We start from the raw sequence: 21,980 nt of genomic DNA, 5'->3' as shown, positions 1-21,980 counted from the left end.
CAATCAGAAGGTTTCTTTCCTTCTAATCTACCTGCAAAAATAAAACAATTATTAATAACTACAAAAAAATATCGACCGTAACTTTCTTACGGCCGATACTTTTATCTTTTATAGGAAAGCGTGTTTCCTACTCTTTCCCATGATTAGTTCTGCTATTACCTTACGATGATCTTCTTTCCATTGTGGATATAAAGCCCTGGCTTAAGGTTCTCTTTTGTTGTGGCCACCTTGTTTCCTTGGAGGTCATAGTAGGCACCTTCCGCCTCTGTCCTACCCTTCACACTGTCAATAGCATTGGCTTGGTTAAGGTTATTCAAGTCGTCTGGCGAACTGACCTCACTTGCTGAGAAGAATCTGACAGCTCCCAATGGGATCTTCAACTCAATACTCTTCTTATTTGCATCATCGCTGCCATTCACCTCGTCTCTATAGTCGTGCGTGTCATTTACCCATGCTGTGAGGGTATGAACACCGTTTGTAGCTGTCCAAGTGCTCTTTCCGTTCGTACCACCAGTTGCTGAAAGCGTTATCTTCTGATGTGATTTCAGACCGCCATAGTGCTTATCGTTCCATGTGATAACACTCGTGTTACCATCAATCTGGAACTGTACACCGAGCTTTGTACCTGCTGGAACGTCTCTGTCACCAGCATTTACAATCGTCGCTGTGAAGCGTACTTCATCGCCAAGGTTAATGGTTTCCTTGTCGAAGGCAACCTTTGTTACAACGAGGTCATAGCCTCCTGTGACAGGAGTATAGTCGCCATCGTCCTCGTTCTCAGCTACATTAAATTTCTTCTCACAATTGTTGTTGTCTCTTGTTAGCTCATCTGTCAGTCGGTTACGATAGTCGGCTTCTGCCTTTACCACGTGTCCACCGGCTACTGCCTTCCATGCTGTCTGTGTCGTAAGGATAATAGTCTGCTTTGCCTTCAACCCTTTTTTATAACTTGTTGTGACGAAGCTCTCCTGTCCATCGACAGTCACCTTCACGCCAAGATTGACCCCTGCAGGAATGTCAACATTACTTACGTTCGTAAGAGCAAACTTAAAGGTAACAGCATCTCCCTCCTTCAGTGAGGTACTACCATCGGTATTCTCCCATCGTAAACCCTGTAGATCGACGTCATATCCTTTGATTCCTTCTAACGGATTGACGATTCCTCCCTGCTGACTGGTGTCTGCCTCTGGGAAATCAGGAACTTTATACGTAGCGTCACTTAGGTATTCATAACCAATAGCTGCCGCACGCGCCTTGTTATTATCTGTCCATACAGGCCATGTCTGGTTGTTCTTAATCTTGTCTTCGCCGACGTTTGCAATCTTAATACCATTGCTAAACTTCACACCATCGACGTCCAAACGGATAGCACCAGTAGAGTGTTCCCATGTAGAATACTTTGTTGTCTGTCCTGCAAGGGATGCACCAAGAATCTCTGTGTTCTTAAATTCAATGCCTGATGGGCCTGACATGACACGGATAGCATCAAAAGGTGAATCATAGATCTTAGTGTTGTTGAAGACTACATTACGTACACCACCTTTGATATCAATGGCAGCTAAGTCTTCATGCCAGCTGTCATCGTTGGTACCACAACGCACGAGTATGTTGTTATCAAAGCTAATCTTCTGTGTGTTCGTGTACTTTGGACCAGAGAATACATCATTCAGATGAATACCTGAAGCCATGAACATGTCAGCAAGATAGTTGTTATAGATTTTATGACCATCACCACCATAGAGGGCAATACCGCCTGCACGCCAGATAAGCTCTATGGTATTGTAAGCGAAGGTGTTGTTCTTTTCGTCTACCGCCCCCATCGTATGATCGTTCCACATTGCCAAACCGTCATCGCCATTGTTGCGAACACTACAGTTATAAACCGTTGCATTAGATGTTCCTTGGCAGAAGTTCACTCCGTCAGCAAAGTTATTACGGATACGACAGTCTACTATCTTCAGTCCATTGCTGTAATCCATTGCACCATTATAGTCGCCTATCCAGAAGCCACACTCAAAGTGGTCTTCCCATACATGATGGATAACACTACCGTCTTTGAAGACATCCATGAAGCATTTATACACTGCTTGCTGGTTGTGTCGACTCCTCAGATTAGAGTTGAGGTATAGGTTACAGATTTCAACATTACTACAATAGCCATCTCTACCATGTGAGCCATTACCGCCCGAAATACCTCCTCCGAATGGATTAGGGTTCGTAAACTTAAGGTTAGTGTACCACATACCAGCGCCTGTAATCGTTACGTCGGATGCAAAGATATACCAGATACTACTCAATTCGAAGGTTCCTGCAGGGATATAAAGTATCTTTGACCCTGCATCTGCATCTTTCAATGCTTCTTCAAAAGCCTTGAGATAATCATTCCCTTTGACATACTTGAGGTATTTAGCGTCTGTTACGTTCACCGCACCAGCAGGACATTCTATCTCATCTGGTACTACCTCGGTCTCAATAAAGTCTACTCCATAGTCATAACCATTAGCCCCAGAACTCTGAATACGGATTCTATCGCCTGCTCGGAGTGCCTTATTCAGAAGGAAGTGGGTCTCATCAAAGGCAAAACAAGCTGTTCCACCGTCACTTTTATCAGTTGGATTACCACCAGAGAAGTACTGATACATATAATAAGACGTCAGATTGACTGTCTGCACCTTCTTATCATTTACATAGACATCCAACGAACCATTCAGTCCCATCCCGTCAGGAGAATCAGGCATAGTAAAGCGTAATGTGACGCCATTAGCGTCTCCTCTCATTGTCCATTCGGCGTAAGCACCATTCGTTGGGAGGTCAACATACGACTGACGGGAAGCCTGCGAAGCAATGTTCTTACGGTCCCATGTAGGCGAGGTCTTCAATGTTGCGCCTCCTCCCAGTGCTGCAGTCTCTGAGTCGTAACGTGTGTAAGGCATCAAAGCACCCACTCGTCCTTTGGCATCAGCCGATGGTATCTTCCACTCGTCGGCCTTTGATGCCTTTGACACCATTGTATAAGACAATAGAAGTGTCAGTGCGATTAATAACTTTTTCTTCATCATATCACTTAATTTAGTTCTTGTTTAATAAGGTCTTAAGGTTAGACTTTACAATCACAAAAATAGAGTTTTCATACTATAATATGAAGTTAAAAAAGCCAATTCTAAGTGTTTACGCATCATGAAGAGGCTATACTACTGATAATCAATGTATTAAACGAATATTAATTGAACTTAATACAAAGATTATCTTACGTAAGAAAGACACTTAACAAGGGTTTTTACCTTCATTCTCATCAAATAACAAGCTTATATTATAGGGTGTACACACTTTTCAAAACATCTCTGTAAACCAGCACCTTATAATGGTAAGCAACATTATCTACCCTTCGTTTTCTTTATATTTGTCATTGACAATCCTCTAAACCACTTGCCATCCATGTTTTTTTTAGTAATTTCGCTAACCGAAAACAAGTCTATCAGCTTCGTTTTCGACTATAGAAACAGATTGTTTGGTTTCTTATTCAGTGGAATGAAGAGCTTCATATAATAATAATACGGATTAGGTTTAGTTTATTTAGGAGTGTGAACTTCGTTATAATATTTGGTATATATATTTGTTATTTGGGTAATTTAAGTAATATAGAATTAATTAAACTCATTTTATAAGTTAATTCAAGAGTGTGGAGTCTGTCGTGAGATAGGCTCTATATTTTTTATCCTCTCCACTACTGTTCGGCTTTCTCTTCACTCCTAACAAGCCTCATCTGATACGTCATTCGACCTTCTTTTTATTCTTATTCATTGCTCAACACGATAGTCATAGACACTTGATAAGCTATTCAAAAATGTGCACAAACGATTTCTTTTCATGAAGAGAAATATTTTTTTTCACGAGTGGAAATATTTTTTTTCATGAAAATAATTATTTTTTTTCATGAAAATAATTCCGTAGTAGACCGCTGTGGGATGAATATCAACGTCAACAGAAAGACGTAAAATCGACTGTTATTTTGATTGAAAAGGCTCAATTACATGCTAAACAGGGCTGAAAACTGTAATATTAGAGTTATATCATTATAATTAAAGGGCAACAGATAAGAACTGATTTTCAGTCATTTGCATTTTCACATCACCCTTTTATGTTTATACAATTGGTAGTTTTCTTTACTTATTGGAATTTGATAGCTAACTTTGCCAATAGAGAATGAAATTATAAAACAACTATTCAATAACTAAAAACAAGATTCACTATGAGAACAATCACAGGTAATTTGTTCGCTATTGGACTACTCTTTTCTACGGCAATGGCGTTCACGGGATGTTCTACAGTTGATGACGGAAGTTACACAACACCGATAACACTGAGCGAGAAGATTAGTGGTAAGTGGGTGGTTAACTCTGTTATGCAGACTGATGAAGCGAATGCTCGCACAAAGACATTGACTGATTTGCTCGACTTTGACACGTTTGTCATCAATCTAAACCAAGATGAAGCTGGCAACCCATCGACCTTCACGGTGGAAGGAAGTGCACCGATGCTGTTGCCAACAAGTGGTACATGGAAGATGGACTATAACTTCACTAAGAGCGACAACACGCCAAGTCGACTCCTTCTCAACGATGGAAAGGCTGAGACAGCACTCACTGTAACGGCCGTACCGGGTAATACGAAGACGCTGGAATACCGTTTGACACGTAAGACAAATGGGCAGCCTTTTGTCTCTTACACTTACAATTTGACACAGGCGGTTAAGTAATTTCGGAGTGTGGAAGTTATCAGTACTTATTCTCTTGGGCTTATCAAAGCTTCAAAGTCTTCCTTTTGTAGGACTTTTCTATAAGTTACCATCTTACTTTATTACTTCCAAACTCCCCTAAAATAACAGAATCAATATGAAGAAAATATTATTTGCATTGATGTGCTTGTTCCCCTTGGCATTGTTTGCTGATGGTGTAGAACTACCGAAGGCACCAAAGTGCTGGACAGTTCCGGCTGTCTTCACGGCTGATGAAGAGGTTACTTTCTACTACGATATGACCGATGTAGGATTTCAAGAGGGTGTTGACCTCTATCTATGGGCATGGCAACCGACTGAACCAGACGCTGGTCATGGTGGTAATTCGTCTGACTTTGCGAAGCTGGAATACCTCGGTAATAACATTTACAAGAAGACTATGGTACCAACACAATACTTCAACAGTGATGTGTCTAAGTTTGAAGATGATGCATGGCCAGGCTTTTGGCAGCGTCTGAAGACGAAGGATGGTAGTATGTGGTCGGGTGTTTTTGCAGCTCCTGACAGCCGTTCTGAGTTCAAGGAGTTTAAGAAATCGGGTGATGGAATCCGTTTCTTCAGCGGCAAGAAAGATAAGGGTTTCACCGATAAGTTCACCTTAGACGAGCCGTTGACGGTTGTTTTCAATCCTGATGTCTATAAGTTAGGTGAGAAGACACTGACAGAATTGGCAAAAGATGCAGACTTCGTAGAGTTTGCTGCACACTCAGGTTTGAACGATTGGACCGTACAACAGACCTTGGATGTATGGCGTCCTGCAGTGTTGGCAAAGACAGGTTTGAAGAAACTTTCTAATGGTTTGTACGTTTGGAATGTAGGTGTTCCAAGTGAATACTATGCTTATAACCCACAAGATGCAGGGCAGGCAGACAAGCCAACCATCCTTGCTGATCCCGATGAAAAGGCAGCTTTTCAGCTTGAAAATATGACTTATCTTATCATAAAGGTCATAAAGGATGCTGCAGGAGCTAACCAGTGGGGCGTGAATAGTGGTGACCAAAAGCAGAAGGCTGGTACGGCTACTCCTTATCCAGACCCTGTTTTCTCTTATTTCCCAACACGTCTAAGCAGTAAGGACATCCTTACGTTGACGCGTGAATACAATGAGCGTACGGCTGGTGACTTGAAATATACTATCGTGGCAGGTACAAAGACGATTACTGGTACTATGCCTGGCGTGCGCGATAAGCGTGAGGCAACACTCGACTTGAACAAGGAGTTGCAGGGTGTGGAAGCTTCTGAGCTGAAGGTAACAGTAAAGGATCAGCACGATAAGACGGTTGTCACATCAACAATACCGCTCGTTGTGGCTGATTAATAACGGAAGAGGAGAGAATGATTCCTCGTCTTATTCAATCCATAAAAGCATTAAAATCTATGAAACTAACAATAAAAAATAAACTATCGGGACTCATCCTCTTTGCGTTGATGATGTTCTGTAGTCAGGTATCAGCACAGGACTTCACTGCTACTGGTACGGTATCCGATAGCGGTCATGAGCCACTTATTGGTGCTTCGGTGAGTGTTGTAGGCGGTAAGGTGGGTGCTATCACTGATATTGATGGTAATTTCACTATCCAGTGTAGGCCAGGTGATATGCTTGAAGTTACTTATGTGGGCTATACAAGTCGTAAGGTGCAAGCAGGAAAAGACCTAAAAGTCGTGTTGGAAGAGGATGCCAAGACACTTGATGAGGTGACTATTGTGGGCGTCGGATATGGTAAGATGCGCAAGAGTGACCTTACGGGTGCCATTGCCTCAGTCAATTCTAAGGATATGAAACAGGGTGTGATCACCTCTACTGAGCAGTTGTTGCAGGGTAAGGTGGCTGGTCTTTCTATCGTACAAAGCTCTGGAGCTGTTGAGTCAGGTGCTTCTATCCGTCTTCGTGGTGGTACATCTTTGTCGGCAAGTAATGGTCCGTTGGTTGTTGTAGATGGTATTCCAGGTGTTGATATCAACTCTGTTCAACCTTCAGAGATTGTCAGTATGGATATTCTTAAGGACGCCTCTGCTGCGGCTATCTATGGTTCTCGTGGTGCAAATGGTGTTATCATCATTACTACCAATCGTCAAGGCTCAGACACTGAGGTGAATACTATTCAGTATAATGGCTATGTTGCCTTAGCTTCTGCAGCCAAAACACTCGACTTACTATCGGCAAATCAGTGGCGTAGTTATGTTCGTTCTACAGGTAATATGAGTGCTTTAGACTTCGGAGCAAGCACCGACTGGCAGAAAGAACTTATGCGTACGGCTGTCTCTCATGGGCATAATATCAACTTCTCATCGTCAAAGAAGAAGCATGGATACCGTGCCAGCTTCACTTATAACAACAATCAAGGAGTCATAAAGAACAATACTATGAACCGACTTGCTGGTTCTCTCTCTGCTTATCAGACTGGAATGAATGGTCGTTTACGCTTGGATGAGGGCATCAATACCAACTTTGGCAGTTGGCATCCAGTCGATAACCGTATCTTTGAACGTATGACTAACCTTCAACCAACCTTCCCTGTCTATAATCAAGACGGCAGCTATGCTCAATTCAATGGTACAAACACAGAGAATCCAGTTGAGTTAAACAACAACAGAACCGAAGATCGCAAACGTCATCGCTTCTTAGGCTACTTGAAGGCAGAGCTTTCTCTCCTCGAAGGATTGGTTGCTACGGTCAATACATCATACGAATTCAACTCTGTTAAGTCGGGTTTATACAAGCCTACTTACGCTCGAATGGAGGGACAGAGTGAGCATGGATGGGGTCAAAGAATCTATGATGACTATACAAATAAGCAGTTAGAACTTTACTTAACATACGATAAAAAGTTCGCAGACATCCACCATTTGAATCTTATGGGTGGTTATTCTTACCTCGATAACACCTATGAAGGCTTCAGCTCAACACGCTCTGGCTTCGATTCTGATGCTTTCGGATATAACAACTTAGGTGCAGGAACAGACCACAGACAAGGAGATGTGGGTTCTTATAAGGGTGAATCAAAACTCATTTCGTTCTTTGGTCGTGTGAACTACAGCCTGATGGACCGCTATATGCTTACTGCTACGCTGCGTAATGATGGTTCTTCTCGCTTCGGTCAGCACCATAAGTGGGGCGTATTCCCTTCTCTTTCTTTGGCTTGGCGTATCTCTGAAGAGCCTTTCATGGCTTCAACACGTGAGTGGCTCGACAACTTAAAGCTTCGTGCAGGCTTCGGTGTGACTGGTAATCAGAATGGTATTGGCGAATATAAGTCGCTTTCTATCCTCTCTGCAGCAGGTTCTGCCTACTACGATGGGACTACAGGAACATGGAAGAACTCCTACACACAGATTCAAAACCCTAACCCTGACCTCAAATGGGAGTCAACAGCACAGTGGAACCTTGGTGTTGATTTCTCTCTATACAATAGATTGAATGGTACGTTAGAACTTTACTATAAGAAGACTTCCGACCTCCTTTGGACTTATCCAGTGCCACAACCTCCATACCTTGTGGGTACGATGTTGGCGAATGTTGGTGACTTAGTAAACAAGGGATTTGAGCTTACGTTGGGTTATAAAGCAGTCCGTACGAAGGATTGGACACTTGATGCTAACCTCTCTCTTGCCTACAACCATCAGGAGATTACGAAGCTTTCTAACGACCAATATCAGGCAGTAGGACTTCAAGCAGGTCCTCTGCACAGTGTTCGTGGTATGTCAAACACCTACGCACAGGTCATCAAAGAGGGCTTTCCAGCAGGTGCCTTCTGGGGTCCTCATTGCACAGGAATATCAGACGACGGCAAGTATATGCTTGAAAAAGACGAGAATGGAAAGGTGAAGGAAGGCTATTTAGGCTCCGCAATGCCTAAGTGGAACCTTGGTCTTTCACTCAATGCAACATGGCATGACTTTGATGCAAGCATAGCTGCATACGGTATGTTCGGACAGAAGGTACTGAATGTTAGCCGTATGGTGATGTATGATCCAACACGCTTCCCATCACAGAATACCCTCGACGACTTCATGAAGAGCGGTATTACAGATAATCCAACTTTCTCTGATTACTTCATAGAGAATGGTGATTTCTTCCGTCTACAGTCTATCACTTTAGGCTATTCTGTTCCGATGAATGCAGTGAAGAAGATGGGGCTTAGTCGTCTACGTTTCTATGTGACAGGCGAAAACCTCTTCTGTATTACAGGCTATAAGGGTATCGATCCAGAAGTAAGTGTACCAGACAACGTACTGAACTCACCTGGTATTGACTTCTTCAACAGTTACCCACGACCACGCACTTTCTCATTGGGTGTGAACATCGGCTTCTAATCTTACCGTAATCTTCAACATTAATAAGAACATAATTATTATGAAACGATTGAATATTAACATATCAAACATCCTTCCCACACGCAAAGCTTGGTTAGGAGTAGGACTGCTCTTGGCGTTGGCTTCCTGTACTGACCTTAACGAACAACTCTACGATAAGGTGTCGCAGGATGACTATGGCAAGACTTCTTCAGAGGTAGCAACTATCGTTGGAGGTGCTTACGCTACCCTCCGAGGCTATGGTTCTGGTACTCCTGAGGGCGCAGGTATCATCTGTTATCCTACTTGTGAGTATGTATTCTTCACACAGGAGTGCTCAAGTGATGAGGCATGTATCCCAACCCGTGGTACAGACTGGTATGATGGTGGTCGCTATCAGCAGTTCCAACGCCACAACTGGGATGCTAAGAACTCTGGTATCCTCTCTGTTTGGCGATATAACTTCACTGGTGTTTCAAAGGTGAATGCCATCATCTATCAGGTAGAACAGAGTGGACTGACCACAGAGGATAAGCAGAAAGTGGAGGCAGAGTTGCGTGGCTTGCGTGCTTACTACTATTATAACCTGCTCGACTGCTTTGGAAACGTACCTGTTGTGACCGACTTCACGCAGAAGGAACTCCCAACAAATACTTCGCGTAAGGATGTCTTTGCTTTCATTGAGAAGGAACTCAAGGAGATTATCCCACTCTTGCCTTCTGGCATTACCTACGGTCGTTTTACCCAGAACGTAGCCAATACGCTCTTGGCACGACTCTATCTTAATGCCGAGGTGTTTACTGGTACGGCTCGTTGGCAGGACTGTCTTGATGCTTGTAATAAGGTTCAAGGCTATTCGCTGACGCCTAATTATAAGGCAAGTTTCGCTATTCAGAACGAAAAGTCGCCTGAAATCATCTTCTCTATACCGTATGATCATAAGCAGGGAACCGTAGGTAACTACCTTGCAAGTATGACCTACCACTATAATCAGAAGTTGGCTTTCGACCCAGCTGGCGTTTATCAGTGGTGTGGTAACGGTATCTGCGCACAACCGGGGCTCTATTCTTCGTTCGACGCAAGGGATGTTCGACGCCAGAGTCTGCTCATCGGTCAGCAATACAGTGCTAAGGATGGTTCTGAAGTACTGATGGATGATGGCTCACCGTTGAACTACACAGAGGAAATAGACAACTTTACCGATGCTGCTAAGAATGCTGGTGCACGTCTGAACAAGTATGAATGGAGTGCTAATGACTCTTGGGAGCGCGACAACGATTGGGTACTAATGCGCTATGCAGAGATTTTGATGATGCAAGCAGAGTGTAACTTCCGTTTAGGTTACACCCCTACAGCACTCACTTATATCAATCAGATTCGTAAGCGAGCAGGCCTCGACGACCTCACAACGCTCACCCTCGACGACCTTGACAACGAATGGAAGCATGAGTTTGTATTTGAGAATCTACGTCGAACAACCAACATCCGCTTCGGAACTTACTTCAAACCGTGGTGGGAAAAGCCTGCCGATCCTGCCGACAAGCACACGGGTATCTATCCAATTCCACAAGAGGAGTTGAGTAAAAATCCTAACTTAAAGCAGAATCCAGGCTATGAGAATTAATCTTTGATGGGTTTTGTGTTATGAAGATGCCCAATGGTACGGTAGGGACTGATGGTCCATACAGTTGCCATTGGGTATTGAGGGCTTTAATCAGTAGGGCTTTGACGGATTAAAACAAACCGCTAAGTGACACAAGAACAGCCTCCTCCATGATGGAACAACCCACGTAATATCACATTAATAACATGACTTTCCTCTATAGGGTAGCTGTCTGACGCGAATTATTTTCATGAAAAAAAATATTTCTCATCGTGAAAAAAAATATTTCTCATCGTGAAAAAAAATATTTCCTTTCATGAAAAAAAATATTTTTCTTCATGAAAATAATTCAAGCGAGATGACGTTTTACACTGTCGAAGTGCTTTTTTACGGCATTTAAAGTTTATCTTTGTACTTACGAAAGGGCATCTTTTGCACAGCGGTAGCACGTAGCGTGGCAGCATCAATTGGACAGATAAGACTCTGTCAGTACCTATTTCGAGAACGAGAAAGCCAGCTAAGAGAATAAAAGACATGATGAAGTTGAAATCAGTATTTACTTTTGCAGCTGTCTCAGGACTACTTCTTGCGTCTTGTGCAGACAGCTATGAGGGTGCACCTAAGAAGCCTGAAGGCAGTCAGCAGACTACGCAAGTTGTGCCTGTTGCCGTTACGAAGTCGAACACCATGCAGGTGTATGCACATTATATGCCTTGGTTTGAAACCACCACATCCAACCCTAAGAACGAAGGAAAGTGGGGTTACCACTGGACGATGAAGAACTGTGACCCTAACAAGACCGATGCTAACGGCAAAAGACAGATAGCTTCACACTATTATCCACAGACGGGTCCTTACGCAAGTGGCGATGAGGCTGTGTTGGATTATCAGTGTTTACTGATGAAATATGCCGGCTTAGACGGTGTAATGGTCGATTGGTATGGCATTAATAGTGATAATTCAATCGCCTTACATAAGTCGAATACTGAAGCACTCTTCCGTGCTTTGAAGCGTGCAGGGCTCAAGATGAGTGTCGTTTATGAGGACAGAACACTCGAAGGGGTGACGGATAAGGTTGGAACAGTACGTCAGGACCTCCGCTATTTAGCTGAGAACTTCTTTAAGGACGATAGTTATTTGAAGGTTGAGGGTCGTCCATTGTTATTAGACTTCGGTCCTATTCAGATGGAATCGCCAAAAGACTGGTATCGTAGTTTCTCTATCCTCACCACAAAACCAATGTTCCTTGTACTGGAAGGAAAGATGGGAAGTGTTAATAATGCCACCTATTCAGACAATGCACAAGGTGTTTATACGTGGGTAAATCCTAATCCTAACTACGCAATAGCAAAGGATTATAAGTGCTTTGTAGGCGGTGCTATGCCTGGCTTCTGGGACTATTACAAAGAAGGTGAGGGCGGTACAGGCTATCAGACATACAGTGCTGAGAACGGAGCGTTGTTCCAAAGGCAGCTTGATGCAGCCCGACAGGCAGGTCTGAAGTATCTGCAAATAAGCACATGGAACGACTATGGCGAGGGAACTACTATCGAACCAACATTGGAGTATGGGTATAAATACCTCCTTATGTTGCAGAAGTTCACTGGCGTAAGCTATCAGCAAGCCGACTTAGAACTTATCTATCGCTGGTATCAAGCACGTGTTGCACAACCTAATAATGCGAAGGTAAAGGAGGCTTATAACGCCCTTGTACAGTTGAAGACGGCTGAGGCAAAGGCATTGTTAGATGGCATCAATGGTAAGAATTAATATTATTAAAATCTCAATAAATGAAAACAGAACGTTTTAAAAATCTCTTTTTAGTGCTGTGCTTTGCACTCCTTCCAATGGCAATGATGGCAAAGCAGGAAGCTACGGTAAGTTCACCTTCGGGCAATCTGACGTTGACTGCGGGTGTTGATAATGCTGGACGACCTTATTATTCTTTGCGTCGTGGTGGGGAGGTAATCCTTCTCCCTTCAGCTTTGGGCATGAAACTGAAAGATGGAAGTCTTGATAGTGACTTTCGTGTTGTGGCTTTTGTAAGAGCTACAAAGGACGAAACGTGGCGCCAACCATGGGGAGAAGAAGTCGATGTGCGCAACCATTATAACGAGTTGACTATGAAGTTGGCACAGAAGAAAGGGCTGCAGCGACAGCTGAATATCGTCTTCCGTGTCTTTGATGATGGTATGGGCTTCCGTTATGTATTCCCTGAACAAAAGCAGTTGAAGGACTTTGTCATCACAGATGAGGCTACTGAGTTCTGCTTTAAGGGTGATCCAGAGGCATGGACATTGCCTTATGATGCTGGTTACTATGAGGGACTGTGGACAAAGGATCACTTGAGTAAGAAGGGAAAGGTATGCACCCCTGTTACTATCGAGGCGAAGCCAGACCTTTATATGATGCTTCATGAGGCAAATTTGACAGACTATTCTTCGCTGAATGTTAAGCCTGTAGAGACAAAAGATGGTAGCGTAAGATTGAAGGCTGAGTTAGTACCATGGTCAAATGGCGACTTGGTGCGTGCAAAAGCTCCTTTCGTCAGTCCTTGGCGTATGTTGTCAGTGGAGAATAAGGTAGGCGGTTTGATTACAAACCGTGTCATGTTGAACCTTAACGACCCTTGTAAGATTAAGGATACATCATGGATTACAACAGGAAAGTATGTTGGTGTATGGTGGTCTTACCACATGCAGACAGCCACTTGGGCTATAGGTCCTAAGCATGGTGCCACAACCGAGAATACAAAACGCTACATCGACTTTGCTGCACAGCATGGTTTCAAGGGCGTATTAGTTGAAGGTTGGAACTATGGATGGGAAAACGACTGGGGTAAGGAAGGTGATAAATTCAACTTCACAAAGGCTTATCCTGATTATGACTTTGAGGGATTGCAGAAGTATGCACTGTCAAAGGGTGTCTCACTCATCGCTCACAACGAGACAGGTGGCGCTGCAAAGAACTATGAGAACCAGTTAGAAGAAGCCTTCTCTCTCTATGAGAAGATGGGCATCAAGGCTGTTAAGACGGGTTATGTCAATAATCTAATGGACGATAAGGAGCACCAGCACTCTCAATATGGTGTGCGTCACTATCGCAAGGTGATAGAGGCTGCAGCCCGCCACCACCTCATGATTGTCAATCATGAGCCTGCTATGCCATCTGGTTTACAGCGTACTTACCCCAATCTCATCGCCAGTGAGGGTGTAAGAGGGCAAGAATGGAATGCTTGGGATGGCAATGGTGGCAACCCACCTTACCACCTCTGTGTGCTTCCCTTTACTCGTCAATTAGCTGGACCGATAGACTTTACACCCGGAATCTTCAACCTTGAAGGTAGGGTTTATCCTAATACGCATCCGCACACAACACTTGCTAAGCAGTTGGCTGAGTATGTTGTTATTTATACTCCATGGCAGATGGCAGCCGACGAAATCGAAAACTACAAGGACCAACCAGCCTTCGCTTTCATCGAGGCGATGCCTTCTAACTGGCAAAAGACTGTGATTCCAATGGCGGAGATAGGCAAGTATATCGTTACTGCACGTAAGGATCGCGATAGTGAGAACTGGTTTGTTGGAGGTATGAGTGACGAGAATGCACGTGATATCAAGTTGAAACTCGACTTCCTTTCACCTGGTACAAGCTACAAGGCTATCATCTATAAGGATGGTCCAGATGCTGAATACGATAAGAATCCTTACTCTATGACGATCGAACAGCAGGTGGTTAATAGCGAAACTGTACTTAACCTGCACTTGGCTAAGAGTGGTGGCTTTGCTATCCAGTTGGTTTGTTTGAAATAAGAAAATATTTTCCAAGATGATTATCAAGCCTCGATGATAAAACTATCGAGACCTGATAATCATCTTATTTTTGGTTCTTCCGTTAAATGTGTGGACGCTTTTCGTAGTGCTTTAACGTAAGAGCCAAAGTTACTCATTAAACAAGAATATAGCTGAGACAGTCAACTATCTATCCTATTTTCATCCTCTTTCATTGAAAATCTTTTCGTTTTAAGACTTTGAAAATCTGCAGACAAGGGTTTGAAAAATCATTACATAATTTCAAAGAAAACACCTATAACTAACGGCAAAAACACACACATGAAGCAGGTTTGCAATCAACAGGATATCAATTAGTTACCAGGTATAAAGTAAAAGGTGCTTAGTTGGGCTTCAAAAGGGCGTTAGCAAGGGTCTTAAAGGGCATCTTTTGCAAGCCAAAAGGGCGTCTTTTAGAAGCCAAAAGAGCATGTATTGGGTTTGAGATGTACAAAAATAGTTTACAAACATGATTTAATAAAGGAATAAGCAGGTTATAGATGCCAGATAGGCATCACACCTAATTACATTTATCATATAGTTTACCCCCCCCTTATAAAACAATCTCATTGGAGGTAAGCTTACCATGTATGTGGATTAATCTCATTCTATTAACAATCTACACATTTAACGGAAGAACCTTATTTTTGTACAGTTTGATAATCATCTACCGTCATTACGCTTATCATTCAAGGCTTACAATAGTGCTTATCCTACCAATAAGCCCTCTCACCTACCCTTTTCAGTCTGTCTGTTGATGCCCCATGTGTAACGAGCGGATGGTCTATACATTTATTATAGATGCTGCAAACGATTAGAAAGGATGATATTCAAAATTGTTATTTTTTGTTTTGAAAACTTGTGATATTAGTATCTTATTGTTATATTTGCACCCTATCACGCACATAAATGACGTGTAAAACACAGCTTGTAAGATGGTTTCAGAGGCAAGTCTTTGGTGTTATTGCTCATTACAAGGATTAAGCTAACCTGATACTCATACCATCTTTGTAGTCATAAAACCATAAATAATATGAAAGTTAATAGGTTAATTGTTACGTTAGGCATGATGACTATGGCCATTACCGCACATGGTCAGACCTCAACGATATCGGGTGTATTACTCGATTCTTTGACCCATAAGGGTGAACCATACGCCACTATCAGAGTCTACAAAGGTAAGAAAAGCGAAACACCGGTGGCTATGTCGGTGACGGCAGAGGACGGAAAGTTCTCTCAAAAGGTAACAGGACAGGGCAGCTATATTGTTTCCTTTACTTCAATGGGTCGTAAAGAGATTGTGCGTAGGGTACAACTCACGGAAGCAGGAGGTATTATCGACCTCGGAAACCTCCTCGTACAAGACGATACAAAGCAGCTGAAAGGGGTTGAAGTCGTGGCTCAGAAACCGCTTGTAAAGATGGAAACCGACAAGATGACCTACGATGTTCAGAGTGACAATGATGTCAAGACGAACACCGTACTTGATATGTTGCGTAAGGTTCCGATGGTAACAGTAGACGGACAGGACAACATCACCGTCAATGGACAAGGTTCCTTCAAGGTCTATGTGGACGGAAAACCTAACGTAATGTTCTCTTCCAATCCCTCACAGATATTCAAGGCGATGCCTGCTTCGGCTGTGAAATCAATCGAGGTAGTCACAAACCCTGGTGCAAAATATGATGCAGAGGGTGTCGGTGGTGTGCTGAATATCGTCATGAATAATGCTGATGGAAAGGCTAAAACGAAGTTGAACGGATACAACGGTAGTATTGCTGCCACCATAAGCAACAAGGGGTATCGTGGTTCAACCTTCTTGAGTGGACAGCAAGGAAAGCTCACTTACAGTGCTAACCTGATGGTTTCAAAGGGTAAGGCAGACGGAACGGAAACAGAGATGCGCCGTACTTCATCTGATGGGTCACGTATGGACTATTGGCAGAGGGGTAATACGAATTTTAATTTCACGATGGGTAATGTTAGCTTAGGCTATGAACTCGACTCTATGAGTAATATTGGTGCTACCTTCGGGTTGACTGGTCACACGATGAAAAACGATGGACACCCTACGACAACCTTCTCTGGTGGAAGCTATGGAAGTGGTTTCACGTATGGCAATCAGATGACGATGGAGAATAAGAGTACGTCGTTTAACGGAAGTGTTGACTATCAGCGTTTCTTCAATAAGGAACATACAAGTAGCTTGACATTGAGTTACCTCTTCACTACTTCCCCTGCTGAGAGTAATAACCGACGCACTTATGACGCGCTTCCAGCAGGTGTGACGATTCCTTTATCCGACCTTTATTCAACAGCAAAGACACGTGGAACGGAGCATACTGTGCAGGTTGACTTTACGACTCCATTAGGAAAAGGACAGACATTGAGTACTGGTTTGAAGTTTATCTCTCATCGCAACTCGTCTGATTCTAAGTTCTATGACATCACAGGAGGCACAGAAGTCTATAATGCTGCTAACAGTGTGAACTATAAGAACACACAGAGTATCTTAGCAGAGTATGCCGAGTACAGTGCGACAATGGGTAAGTTTGGTGCAAAGGCAGGTCTGCGTTATGAACATACGTGGGAGAAGGTGAACTTTATTGTTGGTTCTGGTGCTGACTTTAAGAAGAATTATGGAAGTCTTGTTCCCTCTGCCAGCCTCAGTTATAATATCTCTGGAGGAGTTAATTTAGGCTTGAATTATAACATGCGCATCAGTCGTCCGGGTGTTAGTTACCTCAACCCATATATCGATCGGTCTAATCCTACGGTCTTGAGTTACGGTAATCCAGACCTATCGATTGAGAAGAGCCACAACGTTAGCTTAGTATTCAATTACTTCACACCGAAGTTTATGATGAACATGACACTCGGTGAGGCTTTTGCCAACAATCAGATTGAGCAGTATTCATTTATGAATGGAACAGTGCTGAACACAACTTATGGCAATATCGTACGTAGCCGTTGGACCAACTTCAGTACGTTTATGAACTATGCAGTCACCCCTAAGACTCGTATCATGCTCAATGGAGGAGTTGACTATGGAGATATTCGTTCAGAGAAGTTGGGCGAATACAACCATGGCTGGCAAGCAAGCGCATTCTTGGGCGTACAGCAGACCTTCCCATGGAAGCTGAATTGGAGTATATTTATGGGTGGACTGACAAAGAAACGTTCATTGCAGGGATATAGCGGTGGCTTTAATATGTTCACGTCAACCCTTTCAAAGAGTTTCATCAAGGACAAACTCAACCTTAATTTGATGTATTTCGTACCGCTGACAGGAAAGATGCACATCAAACAATACAGCCATGGTGCTAATTTCGAGAACCACATGAATATCACGATACCAGCACAACACGTGGCATTAACCATCACTTGGAACTTTGGAAACACTAAAAAGCAGTTCCAAACACATGAGAGTAAGATCACAAATGACTATCAAGAAAAGAAGAATGACCAACAAATGAACAGTATAGGAATGGGTACTGGTAACGGTATGTAGTCCCTATCGACGAATTATTTTCATGAAAATAAATATTTCTTATCATGAAGAAAAATATTTCTTGTCGTGAAAATAATTATTTTCGTTCATGAAAAGAATTCGTAGTTGCGGTCTTTCTGTAGGATAAACATCCGTAGAATGTTGTTTTCCCACATGTTTATCCTACGTAAAAAGAGCATAAAAAAGAAGCGATATCAAGGTGTTTTTGATATCGCTTTTCCCTTTCATTGTATCTTATAAATGCTTGTTTGTAAGCGTGTTAATTGTCACACAAGTTTGTGTGATACAAACTTGTGTGACACAAACTTGTGTGATTGCTATTTTATTACTATATTTGCAGTTGTAAGACAAGCTAAAACTGTAATCGTTATGTGCAAGAAATTTGTTTATGGAGTAGCTGTTTCCGATTATAACTTCATAGGAAGAGAAGTGGAAACAAAGCGATTGATGAATAATTTCAGAGGTGGTATCAATACCATTCTGATGTCTCCTCGTCGACTGGGAAAGACTTCCTTGGTGATGCGTGTGTGTGAAAAGTTGAAGTCAGAAGATATTATAACGATTTATTTAGACATCTTTGGTTGTAAGAGCGAATATGACTTTTACAACCGTTTGGCATCAGAAATACTGAAGCAGACGGCATCAAAGCAGAGTATGTGGCTCGAGGAGGCAAAGGAGTTCTTGTATAGACTTACGCCAAAGATATCATTTAGTCCCGAACCGAACAGTGATTTTGCTATTTCTTTGGGTATAACTCCGAAGACACATACGCCAGAAGAAGTGCTTGAGATGGCTGAAAAAATTGCCATAAAGAAAGGAAAGCAGATTGTTGTCTGTATTGATGAGTTCCAACAGATAGGTGAAATGACCGATAGCAAGCATGTACAGGCACGATTAAGGAGTGTATGGCAACATCAGAAGCACGTATCTTACTGTCTTTTCGGTAGTAAGCATCACTTGATGAGTAGCATCTTCCTACACCGCAGTATGCCTTTCTATCAATTTGGTGACTTGATAGTACTCGACAAGATACCATCGGCTGAGTGGGTGGAGTATATTGTCAGTCATTTTGCAGATGGTAAGAGGACTATCAGTTCAGCCCTTGCGGAGGAGATATGTAGCTTCACCGACAACTATTCAGCCTATGTTCAGCAGTTATCTTGGCTCGTTTATACACAGAAGGAAGAAGGAGAGGCAGTGGATGAGAGCGATATCAAGCAGGCAACAGACGACCTCTTAGCGACAAATGAGGTACTCTTTATGCAGATGGTTGAACCCCTCTCGGAGTATCAACTTAACTTTCTGCGTGCCTTATGCTCTGGTGTTACGAAAGACTTTGGACTTGCAAAGATACGAGAGAAATATCAGTTGGGTAGTTACTCGAATATCAACCGATTGCAGAAAGCACTCCTTGAGCGTGACTTGATAGAAAAGCATGGGGTAGAGTTGGCTATTACTGACCCTGTTTTTGCCAAGTGGTTTCAACGGAAAATGATGTTTTAAGAATCAGAGAATGCATAAAATAAAAGGCGTCAAGTCAATAGTTTTTATCGTATTACATACTTTTCTTATACGAAGAAACTATTGACTTGACGCCTTTAATTGGTTTTATTATAGTCTTATTCCTTATCCATAGTGTCACATTACTCCGTTATCATCTTACGTGATATGCGTAGGAGGATGGCAAAGAGGATAACTGCAGTGATGAAACCAGCGATGGCATCAATGAGATAATGCGCTTGAATATAAACTGTGGCACAGCAAAGCAGAAGATAGAAAGGTGCAAGGATAGCTAAAAGTTTATAGTTGCGATCGTGCCAAAGGAGTAACATACAGATGGTGCTGACACCAACGTGTGAGCTTGGGAAGGCTGCAGTAGGACGCTCGCCAGCCGCCTTAGCATCCTCAACGAGGTGATAGAAGATGCCGTCAGTGTATCCGGGGCTTGGTAAACACTCCTGATGATGGTTGAAGTAGTCGTGAACATTAGGGAAGATACCCGCTGTCACGTTCTGTAAACCAATCGCCTTGTAATAGAAGGTAGGTCCTGTTACAGGTACGAAGATGAATACGATGTAATAAATAAAGAAAGAAGAGAGGATGATAAAGGTAGCTCTATTAAACTCCTTATAGTACCACCCGAAGTAATAAACAGCTGTTGCGGCTATCATTGGATAGTAGGCTGCATAGCCCATGTCGAACAACTCGCTAAAGATAGGACCCGGCAAAGCCTTTGAGAAGAGTAGGGCTGGCTGACAACCAAAGAGGTCTTGCTCCCATTGCGCAAAGAGATGGTCGAGGTTGGGCAGGTGTCTATTGATTTCAAAGGTGTCAGGATACCACCAAGCAAGCAGTCCTAACTGTACGCCAACACGCAGGAAACGAGTCGCCCTACAGGGAGCTAAGCGATAAACCACCCACATAGCAGCCGTCAAAGCGACGATGCGTAGACGCCCGAAGATCATTGCCTGCGGGTTATTGATAGTGGTGTACATAAAGAAGATGACGATGAGTGTCAACACCAAGTAAGCCATTACCACCCATTCGTATGCCATAAGTCCTTTTACGGGCTTCTTTTCTAATTTAAATAAGTCTATGATGAATTGTTTCATTGTTTGTTGTTATTGGGCTTATTAGGCCTATTAGCCTTATTAGCCTAATTGGGCCAATAAGGCTAATAATGATAATTTTCTTTACAGCCAGCCTTCTTTTTTATACCATTCAATAGTCTCTTTCACGCCTCGTTTGAGGTCATATTCAGGCTTATAGCCTAACTCTTCAATCGCTGGGCGGATGTTACAACGCCAGTTACGCTGCTTTAGAATCTGGTATTTGTCGTTGTTTAAAGCCGAAATTTTACCTGTCGCATGTCCGATAAGGTCGCCAAAGAACGTGACAACACGTAATACCCATATCGGAGCTGTGATGCGAATCCACCAAGGACGACCTAACTCCTCGTGGATAAGGTCGCTGAAAGTAGTGCTCTGGTAGACCTTTCCATCACTTAGGAAGTAGGCACTGCCTATCTTTCCGTGGTCAAGTGCAAGGAAGGTAGCCTGCACCACGTCCTTAACATATACGAAGGTGATATCCTGCTGCTTATAGCCAACAGCGAAGTCGCTATGCCCCTTGATACTCTTTGCCATTAGGAAGTAATCCTTCTCACGTGGTCCATACACACCAGTTGGGCGCAAGATGATATAAGGGAAGGACGAAGGCAACAACTGTTCAGCCTCCAACTTACTCTTACCGTAAGCCGTGTTAGGTCGAGGAGTGTCTGTTGGCTCAATCTCCTTATAAGGTTGTTGCTCTCTGATAGCACCGAAGATACTAAGGCTTGAGAGGAAAACGAAACGCTCCAAAGGCTGATTAAGTTCCTGCAGCGCCTGTACAAAGTTGCGCGTACCATCTCGATTGACACGGAAGAAATCCTCTTTATTCAAGCATTTTGTTACACCAGCGGCATGAACAACATAGTCGAACTGATGTCCAGAGAGTTGTTCTTTTAGTTTATCGACAGATGAGAAGTCTAATTCTATGAAATGAATCCGCTCATCCTGTAGGTATTCTCGTGAAGAAGTACGGCGTACTACCGCCCAAGTTTCCATACCTCTGCGCAGTGCTTCCTCCACGATAAAGGAGCCGATGAAGCCTGATGCGCCTGTTATAAGTATCTTTTTCATTAAAAAAATCGTTCCAAACGTTTGCAAAGATACAAACTTTTTCGTTACTTTGTAGAAAATAATAAAACTCAAGTAATGGTTTTTAGATGTTTTGTATGTAATGAACTACATGGCAACTAAGCCTCAACTCGTATAGTCCTGACCTACCGGACAGTTGTTACGTCTACTCCGGACAATTTGTCCGAAGGCTTCGGACAACCCTTACGGCTACTCCGGACAGTTTGTCCGGGGCCTCCGGACAAAACTAACTGATGGTATTCTCGAC

The 21,980-nt window shown here is 42.9% G+C and carries 11 protein-coding genes; 8 read left to right on the top strand and 3 right to left on the bottom strand.

The window, feature by feature from the left end:
* Window positions 1-155: 155 nt before the first annotated feature.
* Window positions 156-3,059: a right-handed parallel beta-helix repeat-containing protein gene (locus tag AXF23_RS10005; RefSeq protein WP_107625211.1), complete on the bottom strand. Its 2,904-nt coding sequence runs from the start codon at window positions 3,057-3,059 to the stop codon at window positions 156-158.
* 1,190 nt (window positions 3,060-4,249) lie between these two features.
* Between AXF23_RS10005 and AXF23_RS10000 the strand changes: the two genes are divergently transcribed.
* From AXF23_RS10000 to AXF23_RS09965, 8 genes are all read left to right on the top strand, one after another.
* Window positions 4,250-4,756, top strand: coding sequence for a DUF5004 domain-containing protein (locus tag AXF23_RS10000; protein WP_107625210.1), 507 nt, complete (start codon window positions 4,250-4,252; stop codon window positions 4,754-4,756).
* 136 nt (window positions 4,757-4,892) lie between these two features.
* Complete coding sequence (locus AXF23_RS09995; RefSeq protein WP_107625209.1) at window positions 4,893-6,113, top strand: hypothetical protein; 1,221 nt, start codon at window positions 4,893-4,895, stop codon at window positions 6,111-6,113.
* A 59-nt stretch (window positions 6,114-6,172) separates the two neighbouring features.
* The gene (locus AXF23_RS09990; RefSeq protein ID WP_107625208.1) at window positions 6,173-9,109 is read left to right on the top strand and encodes a SusC/RagA family TonB-linked outer membrane protein; all 2,937 of its coding nucleotides are present in this window, start codon (window positions 6,173-6,175) and stop codon (window positions 9,107-9,109) included.
* 40 nt (window positions 9,110-9,149) lie between these two features.
* Window positions 9,150-10,712 carry a RagB/SusD family nutrient uptake outer membrane protein gene (locus AXF23_RS09985; protein ID WP_107625207.1) on the top strand — a complete coding sequence of 521 codons (1,563 nt, stop codon included), beginning with the start codon at window positions 9,150-9,152 and terminating at the stop codon, window positions 10,710-10,712.
* 516 nt (window positions 10,713-11,228) lie between these two features.
* Entirely contained in the window at window positions 11,229-12,461 is a 1,233-nt protein-coding gene (locus tag AXF23_RS09980) for a glycoside hydrolase family 99 protein (protein ID WP_107625860.1), read from the top strand.
* A gap of 20 nt (window positions 12,462-12,481) precedes the next feature.
* Window positions 12,482-14,503 (top strand): glycoside hydrolase family 97 protein, encoded by a 2,022-nt coding sequence (locus tag AXF23_RS09975; protein WP_107625206.1) that lies wholly within the window; start codon window positions 12,482-12,484, stop codon window positions 14,501-14,503.
* Window positions 14,504-15,554: 1,051 nt separating this feature from the next.
* Entirely contained in the window at window positions 15,555-18,032 is a 2,478-nt protein-coding gene (locus AXF23_RS09970; RefSeq protein ID WP_107625205.1) for a TonB-dependent receptor domain-containing protein, read from the top strand.
* Window positions 18,033-18,401: 369 nt separating this feature from the next.
* The gene (locus AXF23_RS09965; RefSeq protein WP_107625204.1) at window positions 18,402-19,535 is read left to right on the top strand and encodes an AAA family ATPase; all 1,134 of its coding nucleotides are present in this window, start codon (window positions 18,402-18,404) and stop codon (window positions 19,533-19,535) included.
* 140 nt (window positions 19,536-19,675) lie between these two features.
* On the opposite strand, the gene AXF23_RS09960 is transcribed toward AXF23_RS09965, so the two are convergent.
* Together AXF23_RS09960 and AXF23_RS09955 are read right to left on the bottom strand one after the other, a co-directional pair.
* The gene (locus AXF23_RS09960; protein WP_107625203.1) at window positions 19,676-20,644 is read right to left on the bottom strand and encodes a phosphatase PAP2 family protein; all 969 of its coding nucleotides are present in this window, start codon (window positions 20,642-20,644) and stop codon (window positions 19,676-19,678) included.
* A gap of 81 nt (window positions 20,645-20,725) precedes the next feature.
* The gene (locus AXF23_RS09955; RefSeq protein WP_107625202.1) at window positions 20,726-21,715 is read right to left on the bottom strand and encodes an NAD-dependent epimerase/dehydratase family protein; all 990 of its coding nucleotides are present in this window, start codon (window positions 21,713-21,715) and stop codon (window positions 20,726-20,728) included.
* Window positions 21,716-21,980 lie beyond the last annotated feature (265 nt).

The organism is Prevotella sp. oral taxon 313 (assembly GCF_003043935.1).
GTDB lineage: Bacteria > Bacteroidota > Bacteroidia > Bacteroidales > Bacteroidaceae > Prevotella > Prevotella jejuni.
This window is presented reverse-complemented; position numbering and strand designations above follow the sequence as displayed.

Coding starts and splice junctions, on each gene's coding strand:
- AXF23_RS10005 (WP_107625211.1), bottom strand. CDS start 3,059: ATGATGAAGAAAAAGTTATTAATCGCACTGACACTTCTATTGTCTTAT.
- AXF23_RS10000 (WP_107625210.1), top strand. CDS start 4,250: ATGAGAACAATCACAGGTAATTTGTTCGCTATTGGACTACTCTTTTCT.
- AXF23_RS09995 (WP_107625209.1), top strand. CDS start 4,893: ATGAAGAAAATATTATTTGCATTGATGTGCTTGTTCCCCTTGGCATTG.
- AXF23_RS09990 (WP_107625208.1), top strand. CDS start 6,173: ATGAAACTAACAATAAAAAATAAACTATCGGGACTCATCCTCTTTGCG.
- AXF23_RS09985 (WP_107625207.1), top strand. CDS start 9,150: ATGAAACGATTGAATATTAACATATCAAACATCCTTCCCACACGCAAA.
- AXF23_RS09980 (WP_107625860.1), top strand. CDS start 11,229: ATGAAGTTGAAATCAGTATTTACTTTTGCAGCTGTCTCAGGACTACTT.
- AXF23_RS09975 (WP_107625206.1), top strand. CDS start 12,482: ATGAAAACAGAACGTTTTAAAAATCTCTTTTTAGTGCTGTGCTTTGCA.
- AXF23_RS09970 (WP_107625205.1), top strand. CDS start 15,555: ATGAAAGTTAATAGGTTAATTGTTACGTTAGGCATGATGACTATGGCC.
- AXF23_RS09965 (WP_107625204.1), top strand. CDS start 18,402: ATGTGCAAGAAATTTGTTTATGGAGTAGCTGTTTCCGATTATAACTTC.
- AXF23_RS09960 (WP_107625203.1), bottom strand. CDS start 20,644: ATGAAACAATTCATCATAGACTTATTTAAATTAGAAAAGAAGCCCGTA.
- AXF23_RS09955 (WP_107625202.1), bottom strand. CDS start 21,715: ATGAAAAAGATACTTATAACAGGCGCATCAGGCTTCATCGGCTCCTTT.